General features: G+C 49.0%; 17 protein-coding genes and 2 tRNA genes. 14 read left to right on the forward strand and 5 right to left on the reverse strand.

Going from position 1 to position 16,906, the window contains the following annotated elements:
• From fabD to H591_RS0107435, 10 genes are all read left to right on the forward strand, one after another.
• Complete coding sequence (fabD, locus tag H591_RS0107390) at positions 1-939, forward strand: ACP S-malonyltransferase (protein ID WP_028244266.1); 939 nt, start codon at positions 1-3, stop codon at positions 937-939.
• A gap of 13 nt (positions 940-952) precedes the next feature.
• Positions 953-1,696 (forward strand): 3-oxoacyl-ACP reductase FabG, encoded by a 744-nt coding sequence (gene fabG, locus H591_RS0107395; protein WP_022966316.1) that lies wholly within the window; start codon positions 953-955, stop codon positions 1,694-1,696.
• Between the two features lie 214 nt (positions 1,697-1,910).
• Positions 1,911-2,147, forward strand: coding sequence for an acyl carrier protein (gene acpP, locus H591_RS0107400; protein WP_022966317.1), 237 nt, complete (start codon positions 1,911-1,913; stop codon positions 2,145-2,147).
• A 100-nt stretch (positions 2,148-2,247) separates the two neighbouring features.
• Complete coding sequence (gene fabF, locus H591_RS0107405) at positions 2,248-3,489, forward strand: beta-ketoacyl-ACP synthase II (protein ID WP_028244267.1); 1,242 nt, start codon at positions 2,248-2,250, stop codon at positions 3,487-3,489.
• Positions 3,490-3,491: 2 nt separating this feature from the next.
• Positions 3,492-4,307, forward strand: a complete 816-nt coding sequence (gene pabC / locus H591_RS0107410) for an aminodeoxychorismate lyase (protein ID WP_022966319.1) — start codon at positions 3,492-3,494, stop codon at positions 4,305-4,307.
• Between the two features lie 5 nt (positions 4,308-4,312).
• The gene (gene mltG, locus H591_RS0107415) at positions 4,313-5,362 is read left to right on the forward strand and encodes an endolytic transglycosylase MltG (RefSeq protein WP_028244268.1); all 1,050 of its coding nucleotides are present in this window, start codon (positions 4,313-4,315) and stop codon (positions 5,360-5,362) included.
• 9 nt (positions 5,363-5,371) lie between these two features.
• Positions 5,372-6,007 carry a dTMP kinase gene (gene tmk, locus H591_RS0107420; protein WP_022966321.1) on the forward strand — a complete coding sequence of 212 codons (636 nt, stop codon included), beginning with the start codon at positions 5,372-5,374 and terminating at the stop codon, positions 6,005-6,007.
• Positions 5,997-6,983 (forward strand): DNA polymerase III subunit delta', encoded by a 987-nt coding sequence (locus tag H591_RS0107425; RefSeq protein ID WP_022966322.1) that lies wholly within the window; start codon positions 5,997-5,999, stop codon positions 6,981-6,983. The genes tmk and H591_RS0107425 overlap by 11 nt, the downstream gene beginning before the upstream one ends.
• A 97-nt stretch (positions 6,984-7,080) precedes the next feature.
• Entirely contained in the window at positions 7,081-7,437 is a 357-nt protein-coding gene (locus tag H591_RS0107430; RefSeq protein ID WP_022966323.1) for a PilZ domain-containing protein, read from the forward strand.
• 49 nt (positions 7,438-7,486) lie between these two features.
• Positions 7,487-8,275 carry a TatD family hydrolase gene (locus tag H591_RS0107435; RefSeq protein WP_022966324.1) on the forward strand — a complete coding sequence of 263 codons (789 nt, stop codon included), beginning with the start codon at positions 7,487-7,489 and terminating at the stop codon, positions 8,273-8,275.
• Positions 8,276-8,871: 596 nt separating this feature from the next.
• Here the strand turns inward: H591_RS0107435 and cmoB are convergent.
• From cmoB to H591_RS0107455, 3 genes are all read right to left on the reverse strand, one after another.
• On the reverse strand, positions 8,872-9,831 hold the full coding sequence (gene cmoB, locus H591_RS0107445) for a tRNA 5-methoxyuridine(34)/uridine 5-oxyacetic acid(34) synthase CmoB (RefSeq protein WP_022966326.1): 960 nt from the start codon (positions 9,829-9,831) through the stop codon (positions 8,872-8,874).
• A complete protein-coding gene (gene cmoA, locus H591_RS0107450; RefSeq protein WP_033421059.1) occupies positions 9,828-10,571 on the reverse strand; it encodes a carboxy-S-adenosyl-L-methionine synthase CmoA in 744 nt (247 codons plus the stop codon). The genes cmoB and cmoA overlap by 4 nt, the downstream gene beginning before the upstream one ends.
• Positions 10,572-10,635: 64 nt before the next feature.
• Positions 10,636-11,535 (reverse strand): DNA-3-methyladenine glycosylase 2, encoded by a 900-nt coding sequence (locus tag H591_RS0107455; RefSeq protein ID WP_022966328.1) that lies wholly within the window; start codon positions 11,533-11,535, stop codon positions 10,636-10,638.
• A 302-nt stretch (positions 11,536-11,837) separates the two neighbouring features.
• Between H591_RS0107455 and H591_RS0107460 the strand changes: the two genes are divergently transcribed.
• Complete coding sequence (locus tag H591_RS0107460; RefSeq protein ID WP_022966329.1) at positions 11,838-12,770, forward strand: ketoacyl-ACP synthase III; 933 nt, start codon at positions 11,838-11,840, stop codon at positions 12,768-12,770.
• A 155-nt stretch (positions 12,771-12,925) separates the two neighbouring features.
• The gene (gene rlmF, locus H591_RS0107465) at positions 12,926-13,873 is read left to right on the forward strand and encodes a 23S rRNA (adenine(1618)-N(6))-methyltransferase RlmF (protein ID WP_022966330.1); all 948 of its coding nucleotides are present in this window, start codon (positions 12,926-12,928) and stop codon (positions 13,871-13,873) included.
• A 553-nt stretch (positions 13,874-14,426) separates the two neighbouring features.
• On the opposite strand, the gene rdgC is transcribed toward rlmF, so the two are convergent.
• Complete coding sequence (gene rdgC, locus H591_RS0107475; protein WP_022966332.1) at positions 14,427-15,347, reverse strand: recombination-associated protein RdgC; 921 nt, start codon at positions 15,345-15,347, stop codon at positions 14,427-14,429.
• Positions 15,348-15,789: 442 nt separating this feature from the next.
• Here rdgC and H591_RS0107480 point away from each other — a divergent pair.
• Together H591_RS0107480 and H591_RS0107485 are read left to right on the forward strand one after the other, a co-directional pair.
• A tRNA-Val gene (locus H591_RS0107480) sits at positions 15,790-15,865 on the forward strand.
• An 18-nt stretch (positions 15,866-15,883) separates the two neighbouring features.
• Positions 15,884-15,960: transfer RNA gene (locus tag H591_RS0107485), tRNA-Asp, on the forward strand.
• A gap of 156 nt (positions 15,961-16,116) precedes the next feature.
• Here H591_RS0107485 and H591_RS0107490 read toward each other — a convergent pair.
• Positions 16,117-16,737 carry a glutathione S-transferase family protein gene (locus H591_RS0107490; RefSeq protein WP_022966333.1) on the reverse strand — a complete coding sequence of 207 codons (621 nt, stop codon included), beginning with the start codon at positions 16,735-16,737 and terminating at the stop codon, positions 16,117-16,119.
• Between the last annotated feature and the right edge of the window lie 169 nt (positions 16,738-16,906).

Consider the following 16,906-nt stretch of genomic DNA (forward strand, 5'->3'; position numbering starts at 1 on the left):
ATGAAGGCTTCTCTTGCGTTTGTATTCCCCGGGCAAGGTTCTCAGGCTGTCAGCATGTTGGCAGATATTGGTGCCGCTGAATCTGTGGTTGCTGAAACTTTTGCCGAAGCATCTGCTGCTTTAGGTTATGACCTGTGGGCGCTATGTCAGCAAGGTCCTGCCGAAGTATTAAATCAAACGGATAAAACCCAGCCCGCTATTTTGACCGCATCGATTGCCTTATGGCGTTTGTGGTTGGCTAAAGGTGGTCCGCAACCCGCTTATGTCGCAGGGCATAGTTTGGGTGAGTATTCAGCGCTGGTTGCTGCAGGCAGTTTGACTTTGGTTGATGCGGTGCGTTTGGTTGAGCGTCGTGGTCAGTTAATGCAAGAAGCTGTGCCAGCAGGTACTGGCGGTATGGCCGCTATTTTAGGTTTAGATGATGCTGATGTGCAGGCTGCTTGTGCAGAAGCCGCGCAAGGTGAAGTGGTCAGCGCAGTGAATTTTAATGCGCCAGGCCAAGTTGTGGTTGCAGGTTCTGCCGCTGCTGTTGAGCGCGCGATTGAAGCCTGTAAGGCGCGTGGTGCGAAGCGTGCAATGCCTTTGCCGGTGAGTGTACCTTCGCATTGTGAGTTAATGCGCCCTGCCGCAGAGCAGTTTGCTCAGGCCTTGGCTGCAGTTGCTTGGCAGAAGCCAAGCATTGCTTTGGTGCAGAATGTCAGCGCTGAAGTCGTGACAGATTTAGCTGTATTAGAACAAAACCTGTTAGCGCAACTCTATAGTCCTGTGCGTTGGGTTGAATCGATGGTGTGTTTAGCGGCGCAAGGTGTAACTGATGTGGTGGAATGTGGCCCAGGTAAAGTCCTGTCAGGCCTCAATAAGCGCTGCATTAAAGGTGTTAATACATATAATTTGGACAGCCCCGAAGCATTTGCTGCAGCCTTAACTGCACAGCTTTGATATGGAGAGAGTGATGAGTTTAGAAGGTAAGGTGGCGCTAGTCACCGGTGCAAGCCGTGGTATTGGTCGCGCCATTGCCCTGCAGTTAGGTGCGCAAGGTGCAACTGTTATTGGTACTGCTACTTCTGAAAGCGGCGCGCAAAGTATCAGTCAAGCGTTGCAAGATAGCGGCATTCAAGGCGCTGGCATGGTGTTAAATGTCTGCGATGCAGATTCTGTAGCTGCGACACTTGAGCGCATTCAAACAGAGTTTGGAGCGCCACTGATTCTAGTCAATAACGCCGGTATCACTCGCGATAATCTGATGCTGCGGATGAAAGACGATGAGTGGTTTGATGTTATTGATACCAATTTGCATAGTTTGTACCGTATGTCGAAAGCTGTGTTACGCGGCATGACGAAAGCGCGCTGGGGACGTATTATCAGTATCGGCTCAGTAGTAGGTGCAATGGGTAATGCAGGTCAAGTAAACTACGCTGCAGCAAAAGCTGGTTTAGAAGGTTTTGGTCGTGCTTTAGCCCGTGAAGTAGGCTCGCGCTCGATTACCGTTAACGCAGTTGCTCCAGGCTTTATCGATACGGATATGACCCGTGATTTGCCCGAAGCACAGCGTGATGCATTATTGACTCAAATCCCGTTAGGGCGTTTGGGGCAAGCGCAAGAAATTGCTAACGTTGTTGGTTTTCTTGCGTCAGAACAGGCTTCTTATGTTACTGGAACCACGATTCCGGTGAATGGCGGCATGTATATGAGTTAAAATAGCTGCAAATGTGACCGAAGCGTCAAGTTTTGAGTCATAATTGCGGTTTGTAAAACATGAGTTGTTTGAGTGACGCATCACGCTGAACACAGACAAATCGAACAAGTTGTTCGCAAAGGGCAGGCAGTTGGCTTAAAATGCGCAAAACCCTTTCATGCACTAGTGGCAGCTAGAGTTGCCCAGTTTTTTCCATTTAGGAGTGATACACGGTATGAGCACTATTGAAGAACGCGTTAAAAAAATTGTTGCTGAACAGTTAGGTGTTAAAGCAGAAGACGTGACTAACAGCGCATCTTTTGTTAATGATTTAGGCGCGGACTCATTGGATACAGTTGAGTTGGTTATGGCTCTTGAAGAAGAGTTCGAGACTGAAATTCCTGATGAAAAAGCTGAAAAAATCACTACTGTTCAAGAAGCTATCGATTACATCAACGCGCACGCGCAGTAATGTAAACGGTTGTTTTACAACAGCGAAAGCCGCGCGACTTTTATAGATGTGCGGCTTTTTTTTTGCACAGCGCATAATGCATTAACAAGAGGTTATCGCCATGTCGCGTAGACGTGTCGTAGTTACCGGGATGGGAATGTTGTCCCCGCTGGGTGTTGATGTTGCACAGAGTTGGTCTGGCATCCTTGCAGGTAAAAGCGGTATTGGTTTGATTGAGCATATGAATGTTGATGCTTTTTCAACTCGTTTTGGCGGGTCCGTCAAAAACTTTGATGTTGAACAGTATATGCCTGCTAAAGATGCACGGCGCTTAGACTTGTTCATTCAGTACGGGTTGGCGGCAGGTATGCAAGCCATGACTGACTCAGGATTGGAAGTCACTGATGCCAATCGTCAGCGCATTGGCGTAGCGATGGGCTCTGGGATTGGCGGTCTAACCAATATTGAAAACACCAGTAAAACGCTATTTGATCAGGGCCCGCGCCGGATTTCACCATTTTTTGTGCCTGGTTCTATTATCAACATGATCTCTGGCGTCTTGTCGATCCAGCTTGGTCTACAGGGTCCAAACTACGCTGTAGCAACCGCTTGCACGACAGGTACCCATTGTATCGGTATGGCGGCGCGCAATATTGCTTATGGTGATGCTGATGTGATGTTGGCTGGCGGCGCTGAAATGGCAGCCTGTGGCTTAGGTCTTGGTGGCTTTGCTGCGTCACGCGCATTATCTACGCGTAATGACGATCCGCAAGCAGCAAGCCGTCCATGGGACGCTGGCCGTGATGGTTTTGTGCTGTCCGATGGCGCCGGAGCCTTGGTGTTGGAAGAGTTAGAGCATGCGAAAGCCCGTGGTGCGACGATTTATGCAGAAGTTGCTGGTTTTGGTATGAGTGCGGATGCTTACCATATGACCTCGCCACCAGAACAAGGTGATGGTGCGGCGCGTTGCATGGCCAATGCACTGCATGATGCAGGCATGCTTCCTGATCAAGTGCAGTATGTGAATGCGCATGGAACCTCAACCTCAGCGGGTGACTTGGCTGAAGTTAATGCATTGAAAAGTGTCTTTGCTGAGCATGCCAAAACCATCTGTGTTAGCTCCACGAAATCGATGACTGGACACCTATTAGGTGCTGCCGGCGCTGTAGAGGCGATTTTTAGTATTTTAGCAATACGCGATCAAGTGGCACCGCCGACCATCAATCTTGATGAGCCAGGTGAGGGCTGCGATCTCGACTTCGTTGCCCATCAAGCTAAGCCGCTAGCGATTGATGCTGTGCTCTCTAACTCCTTTGGTTTTGGCGGCACCAATGGCTCATTGCTGTTACGTCGGTATCGTTAGACGTGCAGCCTTGGATTAACGGTCAGCCCAGCGATACTATTGCGCTGGCTGACCGTGGCCTTGCTTATGGTGATGGTTTGTTTGAAACCATCAAAGTGCGCAATGGCAGGGCAGTCCTACTTGAGCGTCATTTACAGCGCTTACAAGAAGGTTGCCAGCGCTTAGTGATTCCGCTTGATTTGCCGTTGTTACGGCAAGAGCTGGATGCTTATATGCAGCAGCTCGGTGTTGGCGTATGTAAGTTGATCTTAACCCGTGGCGTCGGTCAGCGCGGTTATGCTCTACCTGAGCCGTGCGTCCCGCAGCGTATTTTACAGTCTTCAAGTCTTCCTCAATGGCCGATCGCGCACAGAGAAAATGGCATTCAGTTGTATAACTGTCGGTTACGACTTGCCGAGCAGCCCGTTTTGGCTGGGCTAAAACATCTGAATCGTTTAGAGCAGGTTCTGGCGCGGGCTGAGTGGTCAGACCCTGTTTACGCTGAAGGCTTATTGTTGGATCGGCATCAGCGTGTGGTTGATGGGGTGTTCAGCAATATTTTTATTGTTAAAAACCAGCAGCTAATGACCGCTGATTTAAGCCGTTGTGGTGTGGCTGGGGTGATGCGTGCCGAGCTGTTAACGCGTGCCCAAGCTGCCGGAGTTGCGGTGGCAGTGTCTGATATTACCCTCGAGCAGCTACTGCAAGCGGATGAGGTTTTCACTTGCAATAGTCTTTATGGTATTTGGCCTGTACGCAGTTACGCAACACAGCACTGGTCAGTCGGTGAATTGACTCGTAAGCTGCAGCAACTTATCAAAGACTTAGTGGATGAATAACCGTGCTGCGTAAGTTAACCATTGCTTTTTTTAGTAGCTGTTTGTTTGTGCTGATGGCGGTCGCTTTGCTATTTTGGATGCAGCGCGAAGTACTTGAGCAGCCCTTGCAAATTGATAGTGAGCAAGTGCTTGCTGTGCCTGCAGGCAGCACGCCAAACGGTTTGTTGCTGCAACTGGAGCAGCAGGGTGCATTGCGCGGGGCGTTTTGGCTGCGGCTGAGTTGGCGATTGCAAGGCTATAGCCAACCTTTGCATGCCGGTGAATATCAGCTTACTGAAGGTATGAAAGTTGCGCAGTTATTAGAAAAGTGGCGCAGCGGTGATGTCTTGCAGTACCGCGTCACCTTGGTTGAAGGTTGGAACTTTCGTCAAGTCCGTAGCGCTTTAGCGCAGCAGGAAGAACTCCAGCAAACCCTTGGCGAGGTCAGTGATAGTGAGCTGATGCGTCAACTGGGTCAGGCTAATGTGCATCCTGAAGGACGCTTTTTTCCGGATACCTATAACTTTGTGCGTGGACAAAGTGATTTAGATATTCTCCGTCAAGCCAATCAACGCTTACAAAAAGTGCTCGCTGAGGAATGGGCGACGCGCGCAGAAAACTTACCTTATCGGACAGCTGATGAGGCTTTAGTGATGGCATCGATTATTGAAAAAGAAACCGGTGTAGCGCATGAGCGTGATGAAATTGCTGGGGTGTTTATTCGTCGTCTTGGCATTGGTATGCTGCTGCAGACCGACCCCACAGTGATTTATGGGATGGGTGAGGGTTATAGCGGGAAGATCACTCGCGCTGATTTGCGTCGTCCTACGCCTTACAATACCTATGTGATTGCTGGCTTGCCGCCAACTCCAATAGCCATGGTTGGGCGTGAAGCGATTCATGCGGCGCTGCATCCCAAACCTGGTAAAAGCTTATACTTTGTTGCGCGTGGCGATGGCAGTCATGTATTTTCTAATTCGCTGGCTGAGCACAATAAAGCAGTGCGTGAGTATCAGCTCAAACGTCGCGCTGATTACCGTTCCAGTCCAGCACCAGCTCCAGCTGCGGCTCAATAAGGATTTAGTATGCGTGGATTGTTTATTACCTTAGAAGGTCCTGAGGGTGCGGGGAAAACCACCAACCGAGCCTATTTAGCCGAGCAGTTGCAGGCACAGGGTTTTGTTGTGGCGCTAACTCGGGAGCCAGGTGGCACCGCCTTAGCTGAGCAGATTCGTGAGATTTTACTTGCGCCGCATGATGAGACGATGTCGGTGGATACAGAGTTGCTACTGATGTTTGCTGCGCGCGCGCAACACTTAGCACAAGTGATATTGCCGGCGTTAGCTGAAGGTAAAATCGTTATTTGTGATCGTTTTACCGATGCGACCTATGCCTATCAAGGTGGTGGCCGCGGCTTGGATTGCTCGCGCATTGCACTGCTTGAGCAATTTGTGCAGGGTGATTTGCGTCCAGATATGACCTTATTATTTGATTTGCCCGTTGAAGAGGGCATGGCGCGCGCCGTTGCTCGCGGTAAGCTGGATCGCTTTGAGCAAGAGCAGCAGCTGTTTTTTGAAAACGTGCGTCAATCCTACTTGCAGCGTGCTCAAAATGATCCTCAACGTTTTCGCTTGGTGAATGCTCAGCAAACGTTAGCTGATGTGCAAAAGAGCCTTGATCAGTATCTGTTGGAAATAATGGAACGCGCACGTGAGCAGTAATCTCTATCCGTGGCAAACTGAGCTCTGGCAGTCACTGGCTGGGCGCAGTCAGCAAGCCCATGCGTATTTACTGCATGGTCCAGCGGGCAGCGGTAAGCGTGCTTTTGCTGAGCATTTTGCAGCCTTTTTGTTATGCAAATCCCCTCAGCAGCAACAGCCGTGTGGGCACTGTTCAGCTTGTCAATTGTACGCAGCGGACACCCATCCTGATTTGGCTAGGCTTGAGCCCGAGGAAGAGGGGAAAGGGATTTTGATTGCCAGCGTGCGGGATTTGGTGGCAAAAATCTTACAAACTTCGCAGCAAGGTGGTCGTAAGGTCGTGATTGTTGAGCCAGCAGAAGCAATGACGGCGGGTTCTGCTAACGCTTTATTGAAAAGCCTCGAAGAGCCGGCCGGTTCAACCATTTTCTTATTGATCAGTCATCAATTCAGTTTTTTATTGCCAACCATTAAAAGTCGCTGTGTATTGCAATCCTGCCCGTTACCTAGTGAGCATGTCAGCGTACAATGGCTGCAGCAACAGCACGCTGATTTAAGTTTAGAGCAATGCCAGACTTTGCTGGCGCTGGCCTCGGGCTCGCCGCTAAATGCGCAGAAACTTTTAAACGCTGATGTGCTGGCGATTCGTGAGCAAGTTGTTAGTGGTGTTAAACAGTTATTTAAACAGCAAAGTAGCCCCAGTGACTTAGCTGTTGCTTGGGCGAAAATCCCGCAAAACTTACTCTTTGATTGGTTTTGTCAGTGGGCGCAGTTGATTCTGCGCTATAAAATGACTGAAGATGAAAGTCAGCTTGGTTTGCCTGATATGCAAGTTGTGTTAAAACACCTTGCACCTCGAGCGCCGCTAGAGCTATTGCTAGAAACACAAAACTGGTTGCTTGAGCATCGACGGAAAGTGTTACGTCGCGTGCCGCTGCGTGCGGATTTACTTCTTGAAGCGCTGTTGTTACGTTGGCAGGCTCTCTTACCACGCTGAATGTGTCGATCTGTGCGTATAATGATGACATGACACTGGGTTGTCACTGCAGCCACGTACTAGAATCAGACGGTTATTGACTCGCAAGGAAGGTGCTATGAATCTGCCCCCGAATATTGGTCCACGTAATGGTATTTTATCGCTGACCATTAAAGATAAGTCCGTGTTGTACGCGGCATATATGCCGTTTATTAAAAATGGCGGCTTATTTATTCCGACCAGTAAAGATTATAAATTGGGCGATGAAGTGTTTATGCTGCTCAATTTAATGGAAGAGCCAGAAAAGCTTCCTGTGGCAGGCAAGGTTGTCTGGATTACACCGCGAGGTGCACAAGGTAACCGCGCTGCAGGAATAGGCGTGCAGTTTAGTGATACTGATATGGCTGTACGTAATAAAATTGAAACCTATTTGGCAGGTGCACTGAAGTCTGATCGACTCACCCATACCATGTAATGTTTTGCGTATTTGCGATGTAAATTGACCTCTAATGACGGCTGTACCGATGCTTATTGACTCACATTGTCACCTCGATCGACTTGATTTAACGGCTTATAACGGTTGTCTTGATACTGCTTTGCAGGCTGCCCGTGAGCGTGGCGTTGGGCATTTTTTATGTATTGGTATCAGTGCTGAGAATGCGCCAACAGTGCGTGCTTTTACTGAGCGTTATGCCGACGTGGATTGCTCGGTGGGTGTGCATCCATTGGATTTAAGCCGTGGCAGTGAGCCAACCATGCAGTGGTTACTGGATGAGTTGAACCATCCAGGCGTGGTAGCTGTTGGTGAAACGGGCTTGGATTATCACTATCAGTCGGAAACAGCGCAGATGCAGCAGGATTCGTTCCGTCTGCATTTGGATGCGGCGCGTGAGTGTGGCAAGCCGGTGATTGTGCATACCCGTGAGGCCAAGCAAGATACGCTGGATTTGCTGCGTGAAGCAGCTTTGCCGCAGGCTGGGGTGATGCATTGTTTCACTGAAGACTGGCCGATGGCCAAAGCTGCATTGGATTTGGGCTATTACATTTCGTTTTCTGGAATTGTAACGTTTCGTAATGCCGATGCGCTGCGTGAAGTGGCCTTACAAGTACCGAGTGACCGTATTCTAGTTGAAACAGATTCACCCTATTTAGCGCCGATCCCTCATCGCGGACGGCCAAACTTTCCTGAGTATGTGGTGGATGTAGCGAAGTTTGTCGCTGAATTGCGTGGTGTATCTTATGAAGAGTTGGCAGCACAAACCACGGATAACTTTAAGCGTTTGTTTCCTTTAGCACGCGTACAAGCCAGCTAAATCAAGTTCTTGCATCAGACTAGCTTGGCTAGTTGTAAAGTTCTCTTGTGTAACGCTGGCTAGGTTGGCGGCTGCGCTCTCCTGTATGATCTGGCCATGCCAGCGACAGCACGCATGCACACAGTTCCTTTCAGGTAGATTGTATCGAATACGTCAGGCACGTATCTTAATTTAAAAGATATTAAAAGACTGGCGCATGTGGTACTTCGGGCTAGCTGTTAATCCGTCGATGAACCCATCCAGGGTTCAACTCCGGCGCTCCGCCATCCCTGGCTCGCTCGTCACACCTACCCCGAAGCACTCATTGATCTTTTGTATTGTTTGCACGCTTGCAGCTTGAATCAACAACAGCTCAAACAATGGAATACTTGCTGCTGATTACTCGAATAAGCGCAAGCGCGCAGTAGATTTGCCGACAATACACATGATCAAGAAGTGCCTCACTGGTGCTGCGGCTAGCGTAGCCAAGGATGGCGTAGCGCCCGAATCGGGTAAGGATGACCCGTTGAGGGAAGAGCAGCACTAGTGAGGTACGTCAGGCGCAGATATCTATCAGTAAAAAACTAAAGATTGACGCATGTCTAAATGGAAAATGATTAAGGCTTACGCGCGACGATCACCGCCCGCATCGGAGTCGATAGGCCTTCAACGGTGTATTGTGGGTTCTCAGGATCTAAGAAATCGCCCAAGGACTGATACTTCATCCACGCGGTGGAACGCTGCTCGTCGGTTGAGGTGTGGCTGACATCCACACAGTGCACATCAACAAAGCCAGCACGACGCAGCCAAAGTTCCAGCGCCGCCACTGAAGGCAAAAACCACACATTACGCATCTGCGCATAACGGTCTTCAGGCACTAGCACTTGGTTGCAGTCACCCTCAATCACCAAAGTTTCCAGAACCAATTCGCCACCACTGACTAAACAATCTTTCAGTGCTAAGAGATGATCGATCGGCGACTTACGATGGTAAAGCACGCCCATCGAAAAAACTGTGTCAAAACCTTCCAGCTTGACCGGCAAATCTTCCAGAGTGAAAGGTAGATGCCAGACGGGTGGCGCATCAAAAAAGCGCAGCATCGCTTGGAATTGGCAGAAAAATAACCAATTTGGATCAACGCCAACCACTGTTTTTGCCCCAGCACCGAGCATGCGCCACATGTAATAACCGTTGCCACAGCCCACATCTAAAATGCGCTTATTGGTTAAGTCTAAGTGAGGACTGACACGATCCCATTTCCAGTCGGAGCGCCATTCGGTATCGACATGCACATCAAACAGGTGGAAAGGACCTTTGCGCCAAGGAGTTAAACCTTGCAGAGCGGTGCGTAACTGCTCGCGTTCAGCATCGTTGCAAAGGCCATCCAGTTGAAACCTATCTTTAAGCTCTGTGGTTGTCGGTACCAGCGCAGGTAGTGCATTGACTGCCGCCATCCAGCGCGGTAAATCACCATGGCTGATGGCAAACAGGTCATCAAATTGTTGCTGGATACCACGTGACCATTGTTTTAATGGCGTTGAGGCAAGCTGCTGAACTAAGGGGCTGAAATCAATCATGGTAGGGCAATCAACGAAGCAAAGTTAAAACACTGGAACCACACGATCACTTTGCTGAAACCTGCGCTGTATAAGCGCTCGCGGTGTTCTTCAAGGCTGTCGGGTAGCATGACTTTTTCAATGGCGCGACGCTTTTGCGCAATTTCAAGTTCGCTGTAACCATTGGCGCGTTTAAACGCGAGGTGCAACTCGTTGAGCAGTTCATGCTCGTCGGCATCATTGAAACGCAATTTTTCTGAAAGTACCAGCGCTCCCGCAGGCAGGAGAGCGCTGTGAATATTTTTCAGGAGTTCAAGACGCTGTTCTGGTGCGATAAATTGTAAGGTGAAATTGAGCGTCACTAATGACGTAGGCTGCAGCGCGAGAGTGAGAATATCGGCATCAATCACCTCGACCGGTAGCAGCTCTTGGAACATTGCATCTTGTGCGTTGAGATGTTCACGGCAGCGCTCAACCATTGCCGCTGAATTATCCACAGCAATCACTTTACAGCCGCTGTGGCTGACATGACGGCGCATGGCTTGAGTCACAGCGCCTAATGAGCAACCGAGGTCGTACAGGGTGCTGTTGGCTTGGGCAAACTGTGCGGCCAGTACGCCGGTATTCTCCACGATGGTTGGATACCCGGGTACTGAGCGTTTAATCATATCGGGAAATACGCGCACCACATCTTCATTGAAGGTGAAGTCAGGTACTTGTGCGAGCGGTGTGTTGAATATGCGATCAGGGACGTGTGTCATAGGCTTGAGCAGGCAAAAAAGAAAGCCATTATGCCACATCTTGCGCTAGAGAATGATGGCTGGGTTAACCGCTAAAGCCTTGTGAGTGCCATAGGTGTGCCGCCACTAATGCGCGCCAAGGACTGAACTGTTGTAGCCATTGCTCGGTTTGCTTGGCAGTGAGCGTATCTTTCTTGAGTAACACCTGCAAATAGCGGCGCACAGCGGCGTCACCATGCAGTGAGCCATCCAGCCAGGCAAAGCCGCGCATCAAAGTGTAGTTGACTGTCCAAGGGCCTATGCCACTAATCGCCAATAGCTCAGAACGCAGCTGTTCGACATTCTCAGCGTTGACCTGCTCTGGAAACTGTAGCGTTTTAGTGTGTAAGAGTTGACTGATCTGTGCCATGGTCCGGGCTTTATTGAGCGATAAACCAACGCTGCGTAATGCTTCAAGAGGGAGCTGTGCGACACGCTGCGCATCCGGATAACACCAGATGCCGGAGGAGTGCTGCACGCCGGCCAGTTCAATAAAACGTCTGCGCACATTTAATGCAGCGGCGACGCTGATTTGCTGGCCAATAATCGCCCAAGTGATGGCTTCAAAAGGACTGCTGACTTGCGCAACCCGCAGGCCAGGGTGGCGTTGGATTAGTGGTCCTAGCTCAACATGCTGATGATGTTGTTTAAAAAAACTTTGAGTCGGCTGCTGAAGCCCCAGAAAGTATTCCAGCCATGACGGCCAGTCTTTTACCGTAGTTGGCGTGTTGACGTGCTCCGAATCAAGTAAGAGTTGTGCGTGCGCCTGTTCTGCAGTGAAGTGGATGCTTAAACAGGCAGGTTGCTGATGCCAAATCAAACCTTTTTCGAGAGTATTGTGAGTCACGCGCTCAGCGAGTTCTTGACTATCGCGCTGATGGAAACTTAAAAAATCAGCAAGGTTGTAGTCGGTTGGTAGGGTAACGCTGTGAGTTAAAGTCGTCATCGCCAGGCCGTCATTGTGTCGTAGTAGTCAACAGAATATACGCGTTTAGCCAATAAGTTACAGAGTATCGCTAGGGTTCAAATTCTGCTGCTGGATAGAGCTTTTGTGTTTACGCCCTTTGGCCTATAGCGCGCTATGTGTCGTCAGGCTATTGTGTTGCGTCACAGCTGAAACAGATTTTTAGGCTTGATCGCCCGCAACTAACGCGCAAATTGTGCGTATTTTTTTACCTGTCAGTGACCGTTTGGTCAGCTGCTGGTGTGGTGGTCATCTAAAGCGGCACTTAACGTGGAAGATGCACGATGATTGGCATACGCAGTATTGCAAGTTACATCCCAGAAGGCAGAGTCGATAACATCGCTCAGGCAGAGAGCTTTGGCCGCGATGCAGAGTTTGTGCAGAATAAACTAGGCACAACAACCTTGGCGATTAAAGCTGATGACGAAGAAACCTCAGATTTATGCGTACGCGCGGTGCACAACTTGCTCGCGAAGAACGTTGATTTAAAGCTTGAGGATGTTCAGGCTTTGGTTGTCGTTACACAAAATGGTGACGCTGAAGGACTGCCGCATACCTCGGCAATTGTCCAGCACAAGCTTGGCTTGCCAACCCATGCTGCGTGTTTTGATGTGTCGCTGGGCTGCTCTGGCTATGTCTATGGCTTGTATGTGCTGAAAGGCTTTATGCAGGCTGCGGGCTTGAAAAACGCCATCTTAGTCACGGCTGACCCCTATTCAAAAATAGTTGATCGTGCGGATCGGATGACCACTTTATTGTTTGGTGATGCGGCCACGGCCACTTGGATGACTGAAGATCCAGTCTGGGAATTGGGGCCTGCACGTTTTGGCGGCGATGGCGGCGGCGCTGAGTACTTGGTGGTAAAGGATGGTCATTTCCATATGAATGGTCGCCAAGTATTTAACTTTGCTAGTCTGAAGATTATCCCGCACATGCAAGAAGTGCTGGATGAGCTCCATTTGAGTTTTGATGATGTCGATTCGATTTGCTTGCATCAGGGCAGTGGGGCGATTGTTGATGCGATTGCAAAGCGTCTTGGCGATAACGGCTCTAAAGTGATTAAGGATATGTTTGGTGCAGGCAATACTGTGTCTTCGTCAATCCCTATGTTGCTTGAGCATTATGCTTTTAATAACGACTGGCGTAACACTTTGTTGTCAGGTTTTGGTGTCGGTTTGTCTTGGGGTTCGGCATTGCTTGTGCGTCCAACGCGCTAATTGTTGCTGGGAGCGCGGGCGGCTCGCCCGCATTTGTGCACATGTCCATCTGCTTGTGCCGCAGTCTTCTTGATCTCGGTGTTTTCCAGCGTTCGGCGCATCTTTACTTACTGCTATACTGCGTTTTTTAACGACAGCGGTAAGGATTCTAGTTTATGAGCACACAGCCTGCCGGCGCATTATTGCATCCGCGCAACCGTCATCAGGGACGTTATGACTTTGCTGCGTTGATTGCTGTTGAGCCGCGCTTAAAGGCTTTTGTGATTATTAATCCGTATGGCAAGCAGAGTATCGACTTTGCCAATCCTGCTGCGGTGCGAGTATTTAATGCGGCATTATTAAAGCAGCTGTATGGCATTAAAGACTGGCAAATACCTGAAGGGTATTTATGTCCGCCGGTGCCGGGTCGTGCTGATTATATTCATGGATTAGCTGATTTATTGGCGTCTGATGCGAAAGGGGTGATTCCGCGTGGAGCAGGTTTTACCGCACTGGATGTCGGAACCGGTGCCAACTGTATCTATCCTTTGCTAGGTCAGCATGATTATGGTTGGCGCTTTATTGCCAGTGATATTGATGCGCAAGCTTTAGCTAATGCTCGGCAGACGCTGCTAGCCAATGCTTTAGATAAAGTCATTGATTTACGTTTGCAGTCAGATAAATCTGCTTTTTTTAAAGGTGTGCTGCGCGCAGATGAGCGGGTTGTTTGCACCTTATGTAATCCGCCTTTTCATAGCAGTGCAGCTGAAGCGAGTAGTGGCAGCGAGCGCAAGTGGCGTAATTTAGGCAAGCAAGATCCGCAGCGTAAATTGCCGGCGTTGAATTTTGGTGGCAAAAGTAATGAGTTGTGGTGCAAGGGTGGTGAGTTGATCTTTGTGCGCAATATGATCAAGGAAAGTAAGGATTACGCCGAGCAGGTGTTGTGGTTTACCACGCTGGTTTCGAAATCAGCACATATTCGATTGCTGCAACGCGTGCTTAAACAAGTCGGTGCTGTTGATGTGCAGATTTGCAGTATGGCGCAGGGGCAAAAGCAGAGTCGCTTTTTAGCCTGGACCTTTCATACTACTGAGCAGCGGCAAGCTTGGTTGGCAAAGGTTTAGAGTGTTTTCTTTGGATGCAAATGATTCGTGGCAATCATTGAGCAAGTTTGGCGCTTGACCTACCTCGCTGGTACTGCTTTTCCCTCAACGGGTCATCCTGACCCGATTCGGGCGCTTCGCCATCCCTGGCTACGCTAGCCGCAGCACCAGCGAGATACGTCTTGATCATATGTATGGTCGGCAAGTCTGCAGCACGAATCGTCTGAATCAAATGATCAGCAGCACGTCTCGAATGCTTGAATGCTTCATGCTGAGAGCGTGCAAACAATGCAAAAGATCAATGAGTGCTTCGGGGTGGGTGTGATGAGCGAGCCAAGGATGGCGTAGCGCCGGAGTTGAACCCTGAATGGGTTCATCGACGGATAAACACCTACCCCGAAGTACGGTAGGCGCTTGACGTACCTCGCTGGTACTGCTTTTCCCTCAACGGGTCATCCTGCACCGATTCGGGCGCTTCGCCATCCCTGGCTTCGCTAGCCGCAGTACCAGCGAGGTACTTGTTAACCGTTGGCGCTGTTTGCTAGATACTGCTCTGGCATACTAATTTTAAACTTTAAATCCCTTGTGGGATTTCTTCGCCGCCGAGCGCTTCGAGAAGTTCTGGAATGAACTCAACGAAAGTCATCATCATCAGAATAAAACTGGCATCAAACTGACTGGCTGCATCATCACCGCCATCTTCTTCTGCTTGATCCAATAGCAAGTCTTCAAAGCGCAAACGTTTAATCGTCAACTTATCGTCGATTAAGAAGCTGAGCTTGTCTTGCCACGCCAAAGTCAACTGAGTAACTAACTTGCCTGCAGCTAAGTGGTTTTGTATTTCTTCGCTAGCGAGGTCTTCACGCTTGATGCGGATAATCCCGCCATCTTCCGCGCTGTCACGCAGTTCACACTCATTGGTGAGCACTAAGCCATTGCTAGCTTCATGTTGCTTAACCCAGTTAGTGAAGGTGGCAGTTGGCGCCGCTTTAACCGCAACAGGGCGCACTGGCAAGCTACCGAGGACTTCACGCAGCGTAGATAACAACTCTTCAGCACGCTTTGCACTAGCGGTGTCAACTAAGATCAAGCCCTGATCTGGCGCAATTGCTGCGAATGTTTTAGAACGACGAATAAAAGCGCGAGGCAGAAGCGCTTGAGTGACTTCGTCTTTAATTTGATCGCGTTCTTTTTTATAGACTTTACGGCCTTCAGCAGCTTCAATTTCATCGGTTTTTTCTTTAACCGCATCACGCACAACGCTACCCGGTAAAATACGCTCTTCAGTGCGAGCGCATACTAGAAAAAAGCCTTGGCCGCTGTGCACCAAAGGGGCATCTTCGCCTTTGCCAAAAGGAGCAACAAAACCATAAGTTGATAACGTTTGGCTACCGCAAGGTAAAGCTGGCTTGCTGGCAAGGGCTGTCTCCAGCGTTTCAAGATCTACAGCTGTGTCTGAGGTTAAACGGTACATCAGCAGGTTGCGAAACCACATAAAAGAAAACTCCACACATAAATAATAAATTAACATGCACTGGCATGTGACACAGATGCGCAAGGATAACGCGCTGAGCAAAAGTCTGCCGAGAAAATCCAGTCAGACAGATATTGCTGTATATAATATCAGTATTTTGTTAGGTGTTGCTGTTGAGGTTTATTAAAAAATTACGAATGGCGCTCAGCCTGCAGAAAAGACCGTCGATGGCGCTTAAGGTTTCTTCTTGAACTGCACTGCTAAAGCGTATTAATGTGTTTTTATTGGCTTTATGAGTACGCTGTGTTTGCCGAGTCTGGGCTGATCACAGCTGTGTAGCGAGGATAATCTGCGTTTTTTGCAAGATTTCGCTAAGTCATTGGATTAATTATGGAAATAAATTGATTTAATGCTTGCCAAGAGGCGTTGCGATGTCTAATATACGCACCACTTCGAGAGACAAGGGTGATTAGCTCAGCTGGGAGAGCATCTGCCTTACAAGCAGAGGGTCGGCGGTTCGATCCCGTCATCACCCACCACTTGTCCTTAAAGTATGCGCAGTGGTAGTTCAGTTGGTTAGAATACCGGCCTGTCACGCCGGGGGTCGCGGGTTCGAGTCCCGTCCACTGCGCCATCTTACGAAAACCCGTTAAGTTTATGCTTAACGGGTTTTTTCGTTTCTGCTGCTCTAAAAATCCTGCTTTAGACGAATGTGACAATTCAGCGAGTGCAATCAAGTGCTTGCTAAAGTAGAGCGCCAAACAGTTTTATGGTGTTGGCGCTGTCAGAATTAGTTTGCTTCTATGTTAATTGCCTTTTGATAACTTTTGCAGCGCTCAAGGTTTTCAATATAGCGAGCTATATGTGGATATGAACTTTCACATTTGAGCGCTTGCAATGCGCCTTGCACAACAAAACCGAGCATGAAATCTGCACCCGTTAGGCGCTCTTCAACTAAGAATGTTTTGCCATCCAGATAATCATTTAAATAGCTAAAAACTTTGTGAAATTCGGTTTCAGCATAGCTGTCGAGGAATTTTAATGAGGTGCCGCATTTGCTTTCATATTGATTAAACACTTTTAGCAAAAACGGCAGCATTGCTGAGCTTTCAGCAAAGTGAATCCACTGCAAGTAATCGCTATACGCTGCGGACTGCTTGTTAGGTGCTAAGTGGGGTGCGAATTTGCTAATGAGCAATTCGACGATGGCTCCCGATTCAGCAATGACTTTACCGTCCAGTTCAATCACGGGTGACTTACCAAGCGGGTGGATGGCCTTTAGTGATTGCGGAGCTAAGTTAGTGTTCGCATCACGTTGGTACTTAATAATTTCGTACGGTTGTCCTATTTCTTCAAGTAGCCATAGGATGCGAATCGAGCGTGAAGCGTTGAGATGATGAAGCTTTATCATGGTTGCTAATACCTTGTTGGGCGAGCGTGCGTAAAAGTGTGAGCGTTTTGTCGTACCTGCTCTAGATACGGTTTTTTTGTGATATGCCGGAAATTGGTCAGGCATGATTGTATGTTGTTACTAAGCGACTAGTCTATTATTTTTAGTTACACTATAGATAAGTATTTTT

The sequence above is a fragment of the Denitrificimonas caeni DSM 24390 genome, from assembly GCF_000421765.1.
Taxonomy (GTDB): Bacteria; Pseudomonadota; Gammaproteobacteria; order Pseudomonadales; family Pseudomonadaceae; genus Denitrificimonas; species Denitrificimonas caeni.